Raw genomic sequence first — 16,452 nt, 5'->3', positions numbered from 1 at the left:
CAAAAGTAGAAAAACATATATAGAGGAGAAATTACTCATGATTGGTTGGTTAAATATTGGTAGCTTAGTACTTGGTTTAATAGCTTGGATATTACCTGTTGTTGTTCTTATGAGAAAGGAAAAGAGTGGTAATAACAAATTAGTCGTTTTCTCCATTTGGAGCTTTAGTTGTTGTGGTGTTGCGTTGTGCTTCCAGATGTACTATAACTATCATCTAGTAATAATTGAGGATTGGTCAGCTTTGATGGATACAATGGGTGGAGTCGCGGTTGCGGCGACAGTTTTGCTTGTTGTTACGATCGCATTGAATACAATGACTTTGGTCGTTAATCGAAAAAAAGCAAACTAGCAAGAGGAATATCATTTAAGTAGGGATTGAAAAAAATGAAGTGTTTGTTAGGACATAATTGTGGTGAGGTGTTTTAATGAATGAAAAGTTTATAAGTAATAAAGAAATGGACGATAAAAATGAGTTAGGAACGCTTTTTAAGGAATTTAGTGACAAGGTCAAAGCGAAAGCTGAGAAACGATTATTGAGGTTAATAACATGAGTGATATGATAAACGCTTCTACTAATAAAATAAATTTCAAATACGAGTTTACAAGTGAAAGAGGAGTAATCTCCAACAAACAAAAAAGAGATGTTCCTTCTATTTTGGCAGTAGATGCCTTGTTAACAATAAAAATAAATAATGTACTATATTTTGAAGCGGAACTAGCGATTTTAGAATTTTACAAGGCTCTTTTTAAGTGGAAAGAAAAAATTAAGAATGATGTTATACCCGAATTTCACTACTATACGATTGAATATGACGACTATGAAGATGGAGCTATTCTTTCATTGCTGCCATTTTCAGATAAAGCAAGAGTGAAAACGATATGGGCAGAAGCAGAGCTTTATAATGTTTTTGGATTAGATTATGTCGTGTCTGAATTTTGTGAGTTAGAGCAAAAGTTAAGAATAGATATAGAACGCTTCTTTCATATCCGTTTGGACTCATTTTTAAAGCATATTCCTTATTGTAACAGTGAAAGTAAGTTAGTGTGGGCTTACTAGATATGGGCACTAAATAAAACAATTTCATATAAAAAGTAGGTAACTGAATGGAGCTTATTACTGAAAAACTATTGTTTATCGCTTTTTTTATTTTTATTATTCATTCAATTGAAACATTAGCATATGCGGTAAGGTTGTCAGGTGCGAGAGTTAAATTGATAGCGTCAGCTTTATCTCTTTTTAACATCATGGTCATCGTTTCAAGACTGGCTAATATGATGCAACAGCCTTTCACGGGGAGTTTAATTGATACGGCACCACAAGTAAATACGCTAGAGTTTGTAGAAGCACAATTTCGGATATTGATTGGTGCCTCAACGATTGGAACACTATTTGGGATTCTTCTACTTCCTACTTTCATCGCTTTATTTTCAAGAGCGATTATCCATTTGTCAGAAGAAAAAGGCTCAGTTCCTTCTTTAATGAAAAGAATCTTTTCATTGCATTACATAAAGCGTGGCATAACCCATTTTAGTTTACCTAAATTTTCTTATTTGCGAGATACAAAGGTTAAAGATATTCCTATCAATTTATTTTGCATAAACATGGTCATTACAGCAATTTATACAATCGGTGTATTATCAGCATTATATGCTGCTTTATTAGCGCCGGAAAGAGCGTCTACCGCGATAATGGCATCTGGATTAATAAATGGAATAGCAACGATCCTTTTAGTTGTTTTCATTGACCCGAAAATTTCTGTCATCGCAGACGATGTAGTGAATAAAAGAGGAAGTTACAATAAATTGAAAAGTATGTCATTAATGATGGTAACGTCAAGATTACTAGGCACAGTGCTTGCGCAATTATTATTCATATGGGGAGCAAAATATATCGCTTGGTTTACAACGTTTATTGTTTAAGATTTTGGAAGAATGAGTTTTTAAATCTATCGGAGAAAGAGGATGCTAAATGAAAAAAGTTGTAGGTGTTTTTCTCTTCATTACATTGTTTATCACAGGTTGTAATCATGATCTTGATATAGTAGATACTCAACAGAATGAAATAAAAGAGCTTAAGGAAAAAAAGGCAAACCTTGAAGACACCGTGAAACAGCAACAAGAGATCATTACTGAACTACAGAGTGATTTTTCCTACTTAAGAGATTTCACAGAAGATGAACTAACTTTGTATGAAGTTTTTTTAGAAGAAAAAGATGTGCAGCAACTTTCAAATTTATCTCCGGAAAAAATCGTCTTGCTTTATTTTCACTCCGTTGTCATTGACGATGTTGAGTCCATTTATTTACTGACCTATAATGATGGAACATTACCTGAACTATCTATATTTAAAGATAAGTACTATAGTGATGGACTCCATACTAAAGACTTAGAAACGACACTTGACTTTAGAGGTTATAATTCACTTGAAATTAAAGATGATAATAGTAATGAAAACGAAGCAGTTGTCGAAATAGGAGTAAGCTATGGACATTTTCACTCTGTAGAAGTGAGAGGGTTAAAGCAAGAAGACGGGATTTGGAAAATGGATATCTTACCGTTGTTATAGTATTTGGTAAAAAAAGAGAGAAAAAAGAGGAGTGGAAACATGTATCTAGTATTATCAATAGTAGTAAGTACAATCATTGGATTATTTCTTATATTTTTGATGGGGCCATATTTTGGAGGCGCTATTGCCTTTGGATTAATTTTAGGCTGTTTGTTAAGGGGAGTTTATTTGTTGAATGAGATTCATAAGAAAATGGGACTTCAAAAGGATAAGGCACAAAAGGTGTATGAGGAGTATCTAGAGAAAAGGGAGTAGTCCTTTTTTTCTTTATATTGGATAAAAGCGAGTTGCTTTGTTGTAATTCGTTTTTTGTACAAAATGAATAAATTTTAAATAAGACCCACCCTAAGCCAAGTGGAATTGAATTTAAGAACTATTGTATTACGCAGTTGACTGAGGTTACGGAAATTTTTCTCGTCTAAGTTGTGATTTTTTTGTTGCGTAGAAGTAAAAGTAAGATAAGATGAGGAGACTAGAAATAGTACAGTATGATATCGGTTGGCCAGACAAATATAAAGTGGAGTCTGAAAAGCTCAAAGAAATATTTGGTGAAGAACTTGTAAATATAAATCACATCGGTAGTACTTCTATTCCTGAAATGGTGGCGAAACCCATCATTGATATGTTAATAGAGGTTCAAGACATTAATAAAATTGATTACTTTAATCACCGAATGATAGAGCATGGATATCTCCCAAGAGGAGAAAACGGGATAAAAGGACGAAGATATTTTATCAAAGAATCTAAAGTGAAAAGAACATTTCATATACATATTTATCAAGCAGGAGCAAAAGAGTTGTCAGAGCATCTAGCATTTCGAGATTTTTTAATTGAAAATAAAGTTGAGCGTGAAAAATATAAGGCTTTAAAGCAATCATTGCTTCAAGAATATGGAGAGGACGTAAAAGGATATCAGGAAAGGAAAGCCCCACTCGTGAAGGTTTTGACGGAAAAAGCGCTTAAGTGGGCTAATGAATAGCAAACGAAGAGTATTCGTGGATTGAAAGAAGAGATTTTGGTAAAATTGGTGGAGAGTTGAGAGCTTTCTTACACCGAAATATACTTTTGAGCTATTCTCTTAAACTAGCATGTCTAGAATAAAGGGTGATGTAATGGAAGGAATCAAGCACGGATTAGTGCTCTTATTTGTAATCATGGTTATAGCCCTATTTTTTTCATTAGTAAGATTAATCGTAAAATATTGGTTAGATGATTTTTATCAGAATCTTTACAGGAAGTCTAGTCGCTTACTTAAAAAGATTGTTCGAAAAAACTAGCAATTGTTATGGTGGATGACGTATCGGACATTTATTCCGCTATTTTTTTGGAAATGCGCACTTTAGGACTTTTAACGGACTCCTGTTCCGTTATTTCGCCAATACAAGGTTGATAACAGCTGATTCTTCAATAATAACGGAACCAATGTCCGATAGAACTTCAGAAACGTTGATTTTTAGCAAAATAGCGGAACTGGTGTCCGTATGATTTGTGATATTAGCTGTTGACAAGTTACATTCCTTCGATAAGGAATGTTTTTTTGTCCGTCCAAATAAGGAATAAAATGTTAGAATGAACATACATGTTTCACAATGATGATTACATAGAGAGTATAAGACAAAGGCCGGTAGTGGTGAAATGTTTAGGGGGATTGGGAGTGGAAATTAATCGAAAAACCTATGGTGGATTGATTTTAGTAATAGCTTATCTGAATCTTTTAAGAGGAGGATTTGAACATATAGGTGGACTCTTGACCTCGTTACTTTTTTGTATTGTTGCGGTAATGTTCTTGAAAGATAAAGAGCAACGTTGGTATGAAAACAAGTGGTTTAAAGGTTATGTTAGTGTTCAGGTCCTTATTTTTACAATGTTTTTATATGGAGTTGTGTATGATTTAAAGTTAGATTGGCTTGTGCCTGATGGTGCACTGTATGCGCGTTTATACCATTCTAGTGATATAGGATTTGTATCTATGATTTTATACTTCATTACTTGGTTTGTCTTTACCTACTGTTATATTAATCCGAAGAAACATTGGTTTGCACGGTGGCATATGTCGATATGGGTACTGATTATTTTTATTGTCTGGAATATGGCTATGCTGAATCATTACCAATATGTTGATGAAGATTCGATACATAGTAATGGTCTGTTCTCTTCAACAACGATATCATTGGACGAAGTTTGGATGATGAGGATCGAACCAAAAATTAAAACGTCATACCGAAGAACGGGTAATAAAGAGCAATATCTTTATTATGATTTATCTTTTTACAGTCGTGAAGGGAAGACGACCACCTTTAAAGATATGCTTTTAACTGAAAAGGACATCCATGCCGCTGTGATGCTGGCTAATAAGTTAGAAGAAAGCGATCGTGAGGTAGAGGCTAGAGTAGGTCAACTTATTTTGATGTCATCCGAGGTGTCGACGATGTTAGAAAAAAGATTAAACGAGATAGATGAAGAATTGGCAATGCTATTTAGAGAGACTTTTATGGATGATGGCAGTTAGGGGTTAGAAAGGACGAATCACTTTATCCCAGTTCATATAAATGACGAATCGCATCTATTCTGCCCCACAATAAGCACAAAAAAGGAATAAAGTTAGAATGAACATACATGTTATTCACGTAAGGAGTTGCTTGCAATATTGACGAATGTATACTTTGTTCGACATGCTCACTCTGTTTATACACGAGATGAGCATGAACGGCCATTATCGGAAAAAGGGTTTTCAGATGCAAAAAAGGTTACAACCCTATTGAAAAACGAAGAAATCGATATAGTAGTTTCAAGCCCTTATAAGCGAGCAATTCAAACGGTAAAAGGGACAGCGCAAACAATAAATAAAGAAGTTGAAGTGGTAGATAATTTTAAAGAGAGAACGTTAACGATAGTCCCAGTCGAGAATTTTACTCAGGCTATTAAGAAAGTATGGGAGGATGAATATTTTGCATGGGAAGGTGGAGAGTCCAATGTTGCCGCTCAACAAAGGGGAGTAGAAGCCTTATACCATATACTAGAAAAGTATAAAGGCAAAAATATTGTTATTGGGACTCACGGTAATATCATGGTATTAATCATGAATTTTTTTTCTAAACAATATGATTATACATTTTGGCAAAATCTCGATATGCCCGATATTTACAAATTGACCTTTGATGGAAAAGAGTTAAGGAATGTAGAACGAGTGTGGAACTGAGTTAATCTCATGTTTTAACGATAATTAAAGTCTTTATTGAAACAATTTTTATCGTAAATATGAATATAGTGACAAGAAATGAGGGAGAAACGTGACACCTAGTTTACAAGTAACTCCGCTTAATTCATATATTGACGAGGAAGTATTGATTACGGTAACGGGTTGTCCAGTCAATAAAGAAGTGACGATCCAAGCAACAGCCTTTGATGAAAAAGAAAAAGAATTTTGTTCTCATGCATCATTTCGTCCGAATCAAAATGGGATAGTCGACCTATCTAGACAGAAGCCAATTGCGGGCACATATGATGAAGCGGATAGTGCTGGCTTGTTTTGGTCTATGAAGCATCTACAATCTAAATGGGATGATTATTTTGAAAAAGTGAAAGCAGATGAGGTAAAGATAAAGATAGACTTGCTAGTCGAAGGAGAGAAGCATGAGTCAGTAACGGTAACAAGGCATTTTTACAAAGAAGGGGTTACTAAAGAAGCAATTCAATTTGATGAAGTAAGGGGGACTCTGTTTTATCCGGAGTCGGAAGGAAGATTCCCAGCAGTAATCGTGTTAAGCGGATCAGATGGAGGAATGCAAGAACATGCGGCGGCATTGTTAGCTACAAAAGGATATGTCACATTGGCTCTTTCATATTTTGCTGGAGAAGGAGTACCGAAGGATCTTGAAAATATTCGATTAGAATATTTTGAAAAAGCGACGATGTGGTTGAAAGAACATCGTAAAGCAAATGGTGAAGTGAGCTTAATTGGCTACTCTAGAGGCGGCGAACTCGTCTTACTTCTCGGTGCTACATATGATTACTATACATCGATAATAGCAGGGGCACCTAGTGCTTACGTAACAGCAGGAATGAAAAATGGGATTTTTGCTCCTGTCCCCGCATGGTCTTTCAATGAGGACACTTTTCCATATATAAAATTTAAATATAAGTTCTCTACGATGTTCCATTTATTAAAAAATTGGATAACGAGAAACCCAATTTCTTATCTTTCCATTTGGGGTAATTCGTTGAAAAATGAAGAAGCTGTGAAAGAAGCAAGAATTCAAGTTGAAAATATAAAGGCTCCAGTCATGTTTATTGCAGGTGGAGATGACCAATTATGGCCATCCGAGCGTTATGTGAAAATAATGGAAAAACACGTGAGGGCAGCATCAGATCCTTCTCCTCAACATCGTTTTTTATATTATAAAAACGCTGGTCACTTTCTCTCTTTTCCATATAGTTTCGTTAATTTGCCTGCCAATGTATTTATGAATACCGGTGGGGGAATGACAATGACATTTGGTGGAACGAAGGCAGCCAATGCCGCAGCAGCAAAAGAAACATGGGGTGAAATTCTTGAATTTTTGCAAGTGAATACAGCGCTTAAAAAAGATGAGGCTATCGCTAAGTAACGAATGGTTTCACTGTGGTTAGTTTGAGTTGTCGGTAACGGACATTCATTCCGCTATTTCACGAAAAAGCAACGTTTTTCAAAAGCTATTGGACATCTGTTCCGTTAAATGAACGAAAGTATAAGAGTTTCATAGCAGTTTAAGGGGAATAACGGAACAGATGTCCGATAGAAATGTAAAAGTAGGTGTTTTTTATAAAATAGCGGAATGTATGTCCGATAAGGTAAGCGGGTAAAATCTCTGCCCGTACAAAAGTTGTTGGAGTAATTTTTATGTGGTAATATTAAAGTAGAATGACAGTCAGTCAGTCGGTAAATACTAGGAGGATTGGTAATGAAAGTGGACAATAAATATGAACTGATTGTGGATGCATCAATAAAAATCATGAAAGAAAAGGGGTTCGAAAAAGCTTCAGTTTCTCAAATTGTGAAGGAAGCGGGAGTTGCTCAAGGAACCTTTTATTTATATTTTGATTCGAAAAGTGCTGTAGTGCCGGCTATTGCGAAGAGGATTTTAAATACATTGCTTGCAAAGATAAAGGAAAGTCATCTTCTGTCAGGGTCGATTTTTGAAACGATTGAGATGGTCATTGATGTTACATTTGAAGTGACAAAAGAGTATAACGAATTAATTTTATTTTGTTATGCAGGAATGGCTTATTATCATTCTTTTGACATTTGGGAAGAGATTTATCAGCCGTATTATGATTGGCTAGAAGAACAATTAAACTCCGCTAAGGAAAGTGGCATGATTACTCCAAAAGTAGAAATTGCTCCATTGACAAGAATGATCATTAATCTTATTGAAACTTCAGCTGAAGCCTATTATCTTTCCAATCAAGCAAAGAAAGAATCGGCAATTACAAAAACTCAGGTCATGACATTTATAAAGAGTACACTGACTGACTATCATTCATAATTAAAAAATTATGAGGTGTACTATGTTTACGAAAGCATCCGAGAAAACGCTGTTAAAATTATCAGTCTTTGGTGCGCTCTTTTTTGCAATACTAGGAATCGTCTGGGGAACATTGATTTCTTCATATTTAATTATTTTTGACGGGTTATATTCATTTGTAAGTGTGATGCTGTCTCTGTTATCTCTTCTTGTTGCGCAATATATTAGTAAAAGTGATTCAAGAAGATTCCCCTTTGGTAAAGAAATGCTCGAACCTGTCGTCATTATCGTGAAATATGCAGCGATATTAATTCTTTGTATACTTTCCGTTTGGCTCGCTATTGATGCAATGTTATCAGGAGGGCGGGAAATTAATGTAGGGCATGCTCTTATTTTTGCTGTTGTCAATACAGTAGGTTGTGCTGTTGTATATTTTTTACTAAATAAAAATAAAGCAAAATCTGGCTTTATTCAGGCTGAAGCGAACCAGTGGAGAATGGATACGTTATTAAGTGCAGCAGTTTTGGTAGGTTTCTTCTTCGCTGTTCTACTTTCATTTACGCCTTATCAAAGCGTGATTCCTTATGTTGACCCACTTATGGTCCTTCTTGTGGCGGGATATTTCCTTAAAGTTCCGATAATTGAAATGAGTAAAGCATTTAGAGAAGTTCTTGAAATGTCACCAGACCAACCTATTCAAACGAGGTTTAAAGAAGTCATTGCTTCCATTGAAGATCGTTACAATATTCAAGAATCAATTGTCCGTATCGCAAAAGTAGGAAATAAACTATTTATCGAAATTGATTTCATCGTTGATGAACATTCAAAAAATGTAACAATATCTGAACAGGACGAGATACGGGAAGAAATTATTCAACATACAAAGGATGTAGGCTATAAAAAATGGCTTACTGTTTCATTTACAAACGAGAAAAAGTGGGCGGAAAAGAGGCTAGTGTAATATTTTTTTAGCGAGTAGTGATGTTATATCTTCTAGTTTTTTGGAGGATATGAATGTAAGAAGATGAAGCGGATGGAGGGAAGTGCTGATGTTACAATCAGGATATGGTCTTGATGAGAATGGATTTATTGTGAGTGACGTTAGCCTTGAAAAAATTGAGCCAACCTATTTGCCCTGCATACAAGAATGTGTAGAGAGTCTTAAAAACTTGTTTCATCAGCAATTGCACAGCATATATGTGTACGGTAGTGTCGCACGAGGGGAAGCCGTTGTGGCTACATCTGATTTGGATATTATTGCTATGTTTAAAAGCGAGTTGTCGTCAAGTGAAGTGGATGACTTAAGGAAGCTAGCTGCGGGTTTATCACAAAAATATGTTGATTTAGTTCGTGAAGTTGGTATCGCGATTGCCTATTATGACTATACAGTAGACCCAGTGAATTACTATGAAAATGCATTTCTAGCAGAACTATGCGTTTGTGTGCATGGTGAGGATCTTGGTGAGAAGTTTGGTCCTTACAAACTCTCACCAGAGATAGCGATCCGTTTTAATGGTGATATTCGTGAAGTGCTTACAAGAACATTAACAAGGATAGAAACAGCTTCTAGTGAAGACTTACCAAAAATTATACAAGGCTTTGCTCGTAAAATCATTCGAAAATACTATTCAATGGTAATGGTACGTTCTCACATATGGACAACGCGCCTACATGAGCAAGCTGACATTTTTCTTTTTTACTTTCCAGAAAAGAAGCCAGTTATCTCTACACTATTCAACTTGATAGAGGAAACAGTGATGGATAGGGAAGCTGTTTATGAATTGTTTAAATTAGAAGGTGAGTGGGCAAGCCTAAATTTTGCGCACGAAGTCTATATTTCTTAGCAAATAACGGAGAGGGAAAGAGTGGAATGCCCTTCATAAAGGCGATGAAGGACAGAAAGAAGAGAAAAAGCGAGAGAAGTGTCCTTCATAAGAGTGATGAAGGACAGAAAGAGAAGAAAAAGTGAGAGAAGTGTCCTTCATAAAGGCGATGAAGGACAGAAAGAGAAGAAAAAGTGAGAGAAGTGTCCTTCATAAGAGCGATGAAGGACAGAAAGAGAAGAAAAAGCGAGAGAAGTGTCCTTCATAAGAGCGATGAAGGACAGAAAGAGAAGAAAAAGCGAGAGAAGTGTCCTTCATAAAGACGATGAAGGACAGAACGTGAGCCAAGGAGAAGAGAAGTGTCCAATAGAACGAGTCTATTGGACAGACCCCAAGCCTAAGGCTTGGGGTTATTTTAAAAGATGGGAGTATAAATTTTTGGTCTAGCAGCGAAGCTTTGAAAGCTTATTCAAGAAGAGCACTTGTGGTTCACTGTCAAAAGAGGAGCAGGGCTCCGCACTTCGCTTGAAACGAAAAGACGCTCCGCGTTTTTCTTATAAACCACATGTCGTAGGATACCTAATTAAAGCGCTGTCATAATCTCACATAATGTTGTAATATTATAAATATTACAAAACTTGTACGTACATTGTGATGAGAGGGGTGTTTCCATTTTTACAACATATAAAAAAAATGACGAGTAGTTGGAGTAGTCAATTTTTTCGTAAAAGTTTTATTCTCATTTTATTAATCGCTTTTATTCCAGGTCTTATTTCAGGGATTGGTATTTATTTTATCGGGGTGAGTAAAGTAGAGGATGAGTTAAAAGAATTACACAAAACACAAATTCTCCAAGGGGTCGATAATCTTAATAGTCAGTTTGATTATTTAGAAATGGCGGTTACTCATTGGGCTTTTACACCGAGATTTAACATTCAAATAATTGATTTTAATTATGTACAGCAATTTCAAGAAACACGAGAAATTAGTCAAACACTTTTTACATTACAAGGCAGTCATCCTCTTATTGAAAAGATTGAGTTATTTATAGACTCACCACAACAACCGATTGTATTTCGTCCTAAGTATAACGTCATCACAGATGAGCAGGAATATGACTATTATCAGTCATTTACCACTCATCGAAATATTACGTGGCCTTCTCTTCCACAATCAGCGAATGAAAAAGATATTGAAAATCTCCAGCCACTCATTTTGACCCATAGTATTCTTGCAAACAGTAATGACCCGTTTGGTTCTATGATTGTGACGTTAGATAAAGAGATGGTTTCACAATTATTGTGGACTTTAACTCCTTATAATCAAGGAGTAGCGTTTCTACTAAGTGAGAACCATGAAATACTAGCAGCGGTGAACAGTATGGAAGATGATTCGCTTATTCGTTATTTGCAAGGGCAATTATCGGAAAAGCGAGGAGAAGATACAAATGGGACATTTACTTTAGAGTTTGGAGAGGAAACCTATTCGGTGTCATACGGAAAAATGAATCGAATTAACTCAGAATGGACGTATATTTCTGCCTCACCGATGTCTTCAATTACATCACCGATTGTCTTAATTTCACAGATTATTATAGTTGTCAGTTTAGTTGGTCTCATTATCGCCTTATTCATGTCATGGTTTGCGTCAAAACGAATATATTATCCAATTGCAAAGCTAATGAAGCAATTAGAGACGGATGAAAAGTGGAGTAACAACAAAGACGAAGATGAGTTTACATTAATTGAGCGAAAATATAAACAGCTGTCTAAAGAAAGTTTGTCATTGCAAAGTCGTTTGTCTACGCATCTACCACAATTGAAAAATAGCTTTTTGCTGCAATTGATTCAAGGATATCTTTATCATTATTCTGAAGAAGAACTACATGAAAGAATGGAAAATTTCGGTTGGGATATTGATAATCATATGTTTGTCGTAATGGATATTCAAGTATTAGGATTACATGAAGCAAACGTTAATATGTTAAACCAGGATGAAAGTATTGCAACTTCTGCTGTAACGAAAATCATTGAGGATGTTGCCGAACATCGGTTTCATCAATTTAATGTTTTAAATTTTTATGATTTATCGACTGGGTTACTCATTCTTTATCCGAGAGAACAAGAGAATAGGAAATCATTGCACGAGTTTGCTGAAAAGGCAATGGAAGTTTTGAATAAGGTGTTACAGATGCAAGTTACCATTACGATTTCAAAGCCTGACGATAAAGTCAAACGAATTCCTTCCTTGTTTGAAGAAGTGAGGCAAGGAAAACAGTATCGAAACTTTGAAAATGAAAATCAGATCATTGATTTACAACAAATCAATCCATTTTCTTCATCTCACCAAATGCATTATCCTTTTGAAATGGAAAGAGAGATTTTACAAGCGATTCGAATTGGACATATCAAGGAAACGGAAAATCTCATTAAACAATTTATTGAGGAATTGATGAGCAAAGAGACGAAGGAAATTAATATTCAACCAGCGATTACTCAATTATTTGGCAGTATTCAACATGAAATTATCTATTCAGGCATACATCCATATGAACTATTTAATGGAAAAAATATGTTTGAAGAAGTGGCAAAAATTCGTGAACCAGACCAAATGACGAAGTGGCTAACAAAAGAAGTGATCACACCGTTTATCCAGTCGTTAGAAGCGAAAGTTAATATGAAAATGAAACAACTTGTTGAGGAAGTATGTTCATATTTACATTCTCATTATATGGAGGACATTTCATTAGACCAATGTGCAGAGGATGCAGGGGCAAACCCATATACATTAAGTAAAGCATTCAAAAAAATAATAGGGTTCAATTTCATTGATTACTTAACTACTATTCGAATTGAAAAAGCGAAAAGTCTGCTCCTCCAAACAAATATGAAAATTAGTGATATCGCAGAACAAGTCGGCTACCGTCACAGTTATTTTAATCGGATATTCAAAAAGCATACAGGTGTACCACCGAGTCAGTTTAGAAAGCAGCATGTTGCAAATCAGTCGAAAACAAATCGTCCGATGTAGACGATGAGGGGGGATACGATGTCAGGATTTATGAGCACATTTTTTCGGTTTGGTGAATACTTTGTTTTGCTTTTATACCTTAACTTATTGTGGATTTGCTCTACATTACTAGGAGGAATTATTTTTGGATGGGCTCCAAGTACAGTAGCAATGTTTGCTGTGATTCGAAAGTCGATAAGAGGTGAGGATGCCCCGGTCTTTACAATGTTTTGGAGTGTGTATCGTCAAGAGTTTATACGTGTTAATGGATTAGGGCTTCTTTTCATGGCCATCGCGTTGATTGGATATGTCAACATTCAATTTTTTCAAGTAGAAACAAAATGGCTGTCTGTATCGGTTCGTTATATGATGATTGGGATTATGCTGTTGTCAGGCGCTGCATTCCTTTATCTTTTTCCATTACTTGTTCATTATGAGGCCTCTTTAGGTCAACATGTAAAAAATGCCTTTTTATTACTTCTTTCCAGGCCGTTTGGAACATTATTTACGATGATAGGGTGTTTAGTTGTTACAATGATACTCGGATTTTTTCCAATTTTAATCCCTTTTTTGGGAGTTAGTTTATATGCTTTAGTTATTATGGCAACGACGTATCACACTTTTTCTCGAATTGAACTAAAACAAAGAACAGAACAACAAGCATCGTAATAGAGGATGGAATTGAATAATAAAAGGATAGGTATCACTTGTCTTAAACGATAGTGATACTTTTTTGTTTAAAAGACTTTTCAGGCAAGTGCAAAAAAGTGTTAAAGATCAAAAAAGTACAATAGAAAACGCTTACACTATTGTGATTTAAGCAATTTTAAATAGGAGTACTTGCCAATTATCAAAAAATGAATATTGCCGGAAAAATGTAAGCGTTTTATATTTTTGTTAACCCAAAGGGGATGAAAAGGAAAGAAGGAGGGATGGGAAGAGAATCGTGAATGTAGGAAAAAACACAAAATGAATAAGGGGGAAATGGATGATTATGAAGAAAAGCTCATTTCGTATTTTGCAAACATTCGGTATTGTACTACTTTTTACTGTTCTTATTGGTTGTAGTAATGAGGCAACGACTGATGAAAATCAACCTGCAGATACAGATGAAGGAACATTAGATGAGAGAATGGCAGTCACCATTATGACGACAGCTTTTGCTCCAGAACCTGTTGACAGTTCAAGCCCGGCTTTACAAGCTATTGAAGAGTATACAAATATGGACATTGATTTTCAGTTTGTTGTCAATGCCAATTATGATGAACGGTTTAATGTTACGTTAGGATCTGGCAATCTTCCACATATTATGTTGGCAAATAAGACACCGAGTTTCATAAACGCTGCTCGAGATGGGGCATTTTGGGACATCACCGATTATATTGATGACTATGAAAATTTAAGCCAAGCGAATGAAATAGTTTCAAATAATGTTTCTATTGATGGACGAATTTACGGTGTATATCGAGGGAGACCTCTTGGTAGACATGCTGTAACGATTAACAAAGAATGGTTAGAAAATGTAGGATTACAAACACCAAAAACAATTGATGACTTTTATGAAGTCTTACGAGCATTTACCTATGATGATCCAAATCAATCTGGTCAAGATGATACGTATGGAATGGTTGTTTCTGAATATGAAGGACCGTGGGATATTATGCAAGTTTGGTTCGGGGTTCCAAATGGCTGGGGCTATGATGACAATGGAGAGCTGTTACCAGACTTTATGTTTGATGAATACCGAGATGCATTACATTTCTTTAAGAAATTATATGATGAAGGGTTAGTGAATGAAGATTTTGCCGTAATGGATTCAGCTACATGGTTTGATCCTATCGTAAATGGATCTGCTGGTGTTGTTATCGACGTTGCGGACCAAGCGAATCGTCTGCAAAATCAAATAACAGAAGGCTATACAAATGACGAGATTACATTAGATGTATTCGGAGCTGTTGAAGGACCACAAGGATTACGTACGAAACCAACAGCGGGATATTCAGGAATCCTTGCGATTTCAACAACGGCGGTAAAAACAGAAGAAGAGCTTCGACGTGTCCTACAATTCTTGAATGACTTAAATGATGAAGAAGTTCAAAATCTTGCTTACAACGGGGTAGAAGGGGTTCACCATGAAATCTTAGATGGAGAGCTTGTGCTTACATCTCAACAAGAAGGCGGAGAGCTGTTTGACCGTGAAGTTCGTGATTTAAACCAAATCGTAGCCCATATTCCTGGTGAAAAATTTATGAGAATGCCACAAACTAATTTACAGCAAAAAGCGACGAAAGTGATGGAAGAAAACTTGGATATTGTCATTGGAAATCCTGCTGAGCCATTAATATCCCCTACGTATGCGGAAAGAGGTCAGCAATTAGACAATATTATTAATGATGCCCGAATTAAATTTATTGTTGGTCAAATCGATGAATCTGGTTTAGATGAAGCTGTAGAATTATGGAAACGTTCTGGCGGTGATGATTATATCGCAGAAATAAATGAAGCATACAGCGCAATTCAATAACCGTATTCTACCTAAGCAGGTGGTGAGTGCCACCTGCTTTTCATCTCAATTGAAAGGAGAGATCATGTGGCAAAGTTAGAGCTAGAAGTTAATGCAACATTACAGCCAGTCAATAAAGTAACAAGATGGCAAAAGATAAAAAGAGACAAATGGCTTTATTTTCTATTATTACCAGGGCTTATTTGGTTTATTGTTTTTCGATATGTTCCAATGTGGGGAACTCTTATTGCTTTCCAAAATTATTCTCCTTTTCTTGGATTTTGGGGAAGTGAGTGGGTCGGTTTTGCCCATTTTGAGCGGTTATTTCAAAATCCCGACTTTTATCGTGTCTTACGCAATACGTTGATTTTAGCTTTATATGAAACGATTTTTGTATTCCCAGCGCCGATAATTTTAGCGCTCATGTTAAATGAGATTCGATTTACTTTATACAAAAGAACAATCCAAACGCTTATTTATATTCCTAATTTCTTGTCATGGGTTATTGTAGCTAGCTTAACCTATATCTTTTTCACAACAAGTGGAGGAATAATAAATGTCATCATTCAAAATCTCACAGGTCAGACGATTAATTTTCTAGCCAGTCCAGAGTGGTTCCGCACGATGATTGTTGGACAACAAATTTGGAAAGAAGCCGGTTTTGGAACGATCATCTTTTTAGCTGCTTTAGCGAGTGTAAATAAAGAGCAATATGAAGCAGCGATTGTTGATGGGGCTGGTCGTTTTCGTAGAATGTGGCATGTCACATTACCTGCTATTCGACATGTCATTATCATCTTATTGATTTTACGAATGGGGAATTTTCTTGACCAAGGCTTCCAGCAAATCTATTTAATGACGAATTCGTTGAATCGAAGTGTTGCTGATGTATTTGATGTTTATATTTATTTTGTCGGGATTACGCAAGGTTCATTTAGTCACAGTACAGCTGTTGGACTTTTCAAAGGGGTAGTTGGGATTATTCTTATTTTGACCGCTCGTTATTTTGCTAAAAAGATGAAACAGGAAACATTATTTTAATTGGAG

Annotated in this window: 17 protein-coding genes; all 17 read left to right on the top strand. The window is 35.7% G+C overall.

What is annotated here, in order from left to right; genetic code table 11:
• The first annotated feature begins 37 nt into the window (after positions 1 to 37).
• Positions 38 to 349 carry a hypothetical protein gene (locus tag T323_RS0122130; protein WP_026675229.1) on the top strand — a complete coding sequence of 104 codons (312 nt, stop codon included), beginning with the start codon at positions 38 to 40 and terminating at the stop codon, positions 347 to 349.
• 76 nt (positions 350 to 425) lie between these two features.
• Positions 426 to 551 (top strand): hypothetical protein, encoded by a 126-nt coding sequence (locus tag T323_RS29620; protein ID WP_281175757.1) that lies wholly within the window; start codon positions 426 to 428, stop codon positions 549 to 551.
• Positions 548 to 1,057, top strand: a complete 510-nt coding sequence (locus T323_RS27430; RefSeq protein ID WP_051556673.1) for a DUF7878 domain-containing protein — start codon at positions 548 to 550, stop codon at positions 1,055 to 1,057. The genes T323_RS29620 and T323_RS27430 overlap by 4 nt, the downstream gene beginning before the upstream one ends.
• Positions 1,058 to 1,104: 47 nt before the next feature.
• On the top strand, positions 1,105 to 1,920 hold the full coding sequence (locus tag T323_RS0122115; protein WP_026675228.1) for a lipid II flippase Amj family protein: 816 nt from the start codon (positions 1,105 to 1,107) through the stop codon (positions 1,918 to 1,920).
• A 49-nt stretch (positions 1,921 to 1,969) separates the two neighbouring features.
• Positions 1,970 to 2,566: a hypothetical protein gene (locus T323_RS0122110; protein ID WP_026675227.1), complete on the top strand. Its 597-nt coding sequence runs from the start codon at positions 1,970 to 1,972 to the stop codon at positions 2,564 to 2,566.
• Positions 2,567 to 2,605: 39 nt separating this feature from the next.
• A complete protein-coding gene (locus T323_RS0122105; protein WP_026675226.1) occupies positions 2,606 to 2,821 on the top strand; it encodes a hypothetical protein in 216 nt (71 codons plus the stop codon).
• Between the two features lie 208 nt (positions 2,822 to 3,029).
• Positions 3,030 to 3,545, top strand: a complete 516-nt coding sequence (locus T323_RS0122100) for a GrpB family protein (RefSeq protein WP_026675225.1) — start codon at positions 3,030 to 3,032, stop codon at positions 3,543 to 3,545.
• A 675-nt stretch (positions 3,546 to 4,220) separates the two neighbouring features.
• Positions 4,221 to 5,075 (top strand): hypothetical protein, encoded by an 855-nt coding sequence (locus tag T323_RS0122095; RefSeq protein WP_026675224.1) that lies wholly within the window; start codon positions 4,221 to 4,223, stop codon positions 5,073 to 5,075.
• Positions 5,076 to 5,213: 138 nt separating this feature from the next.
• Complete coding sequence (locus T323_RS0122090; protein ID WP_026675223.1) at positions 5,214 to 5,765, top strand: histidine phosphatase family protein; 552 nt, start codon at positions 5,214 to 5,216, stop codon at positions 5,763 to 5,765.
• Positions 5,766 to 5,856: 91 nt separating this feature from the next.
• Entirely contained in the window at positions 5,857 to 7,173 is a 1,317-nt protein-coding gene (locus T323_RS0122085) for an acyl-CoA thioesterase/bile acid-CoA:amino acid N-acyltransferase family protein (RefSeq protein WP_026675222.1), read from the top strand.
• A gap of 333 nt (positions 7,174 to 7,506) precedes the next feature.
• Positions 7,507 to 8,091 carry a TetR/AcrR family transcriptional regulator gene (locus T323_RS0122080; protein ID WP_035179620.1) on the top strand — a complete coding sequence of 195 codons (585 nt, stop codon included), beginning with the start codon at positions 7,507 to 7,509 and terminating at the stop codon, positions 8,089 to 8,091.
• 22 nt (positions 8,092 to 8,113) lie between these two features.
• Positions 8,114 to 9,031, top strand: a complete 918-nt coding sequence (locus T323_RS0122075; protein WP_051556672.1) for a cation diffusion facilitator family transporter — start codon at positions 8,114 to 8,116, stop codon at positions 9,029 to 9,031.
• 88 nt (positions 9,032 to 9,119) lie between these two features.
• On the top strand, positions 9,120 to 9,914 hold the full coding sequence (locus tag T323_RS0122070; RefSeq protein WP_026675219.1) for a nucleotidyltransferase domain-containing protein: 795 nt from the start codon (positions 9,120 to 9,122) through the stop codon (positions 9,912 to 9,914).
• A gap of 642 nt (positions 9,915 to 10,556) precedes the next feature.
• Positions 10,557 to 12,923 carry a helix-turn-helix domain-containing protein gene (locus tag T323_RS0122050; protein WP_026675218.1) on the top strand — a complete coding sequence of 789 codons (2,367 nt, stop codon included), beginning with the start codon at positions 10,557 to 10,559 and terminating at the stop codon, positions 12,921 to 12,923.
• 18 nt (positions 12,924 to 12,941) lie between these two features.
• Positions 12,942 to 13,571: a YesL family protein gene (locus tag T323_RS0122045; protein WP_051556671.1), complete on the top strand. Its 630-nt coding sequence runs from the start codon at positions 12,942 to 12,944 to the stop codon at positions 13,569 to 13,571.
• 319 nt (positions 13,572 to 13,890) lie between these two features.
• Entirely contained in the window at positions 13,891 to 15,426 is a 1,536-nt protein-coding gene (locus tag T323_RS0122040; RefSeq protein WP_051556670.1) for an extracellular solute-binding protein, read from the top strand.
• Positions 15,427 to 15,561: 135 nt separating this feature from the next.
• Positions 15,562 to 16,446, top strand: a complete 885-nt coding sequence (locus T323_RS0122035) for an ABC transporter permease (RefSeq protein WP_373279358.1) — start codon at positions 15,562 to 15,564, stop codon at positions 16,444 to 16,446.
• The last annotated feature ends 6 nt before the right edge of the window (positions 16,447 to 16,452 follow it).

The organism is Alkalihalobacillus bogoriensis ATCC BAA-922, from assembly GCF_000621445.1.
In the GTDB taxonomy this organism is placed as follows: Bacteria; Bacillota; Bacilli; order Bacillales; family Bacillaceae_F; genus Bacillus_AO; species Bacillus_AO bogoriense.
Note: the sequence above shows the minus strand (reverse complement) of the source record. Positions and strands in the feature narration are given on the sequence as shown.

Coding starts and splice junctions, on each gene's coding strand:
- T323_RS0122130 (WP_026675229.1), top strand. CDS start 38: ATGATTGGTTGGTTAAATATTGGTAGCTTAGTACTTGGTTTAATAGCT.
- T323_RS29620 (WP_281175757.1), top strand. CDS start 426: ATGAATGAAAAGTTTATAAGTAATAAAGAAATGGACGATAAAAATGAG.
- T323_RS27430 (WP_051556673.1), top strand. CDS start 548: ATGAGTGATATGATAAACGCTTCTACTAATAAAATAAATTTCAAATAC.
- T323_RS0122115 (WP_026675228.1), top strand. CDS start 1,105: ATGGAGCTTATTACTGAAAAACTATTGTTTATCGCTTTTTTTATTTTT.
- T323_RS0122110 (WP_026675227.1), top strand. CDS start 1,970: ATGAAAAAAGTTGTAGGTGTTTTTCTCTTCATTACATTGTTTATCACA.
- T323_RS0122105 (WP_026675226.1), top strand. CDS start 2,606: ATGTATCTAGTATTATCAATAGTAGTAAGTACAATCATTGGATTATTT.
- T323_RS0122100 (WP_026675225.1), top strand. CDS start 3,030: ATGAGGAGACTAGAAATAGTACAGTATGATATCGGTTGGCCAGACAAA.
- T323_RS0122080 (WP_035179620.1), top strand. CDS start 7,507: ATGAAAGTGGACAATAAATATGAACTGATTGTGGATGCATCAATAAAA.
- T323_RS0122075 (WP_051556672.1), top strand. CDS start 8,114: ATGTTTACGAAAGCATCCGAGAAAACGCTGTTAAAATTATCAGTCTTT.
- T323_RS0122070 (WP_026675219.1), top strand. CDS start 9,120: ATGTTACAATCAGGATATGGTCTTGATGAGAATGGATTTATTGTGAGT.
- T323_RS0122045 (WP_051556671.1), top strand. CDS start 12,942: ATGTCAGGATTTATGAGCACATTTTTTCGGTTTGGTGAATACTTTGTT.
- T323_RS0122040 (WP_051556670.1), top strand. CDS start 13,891: ATGATTATGAAGAAAAGCTCATTTCGTATTTTGCAAACATTCGGTATT.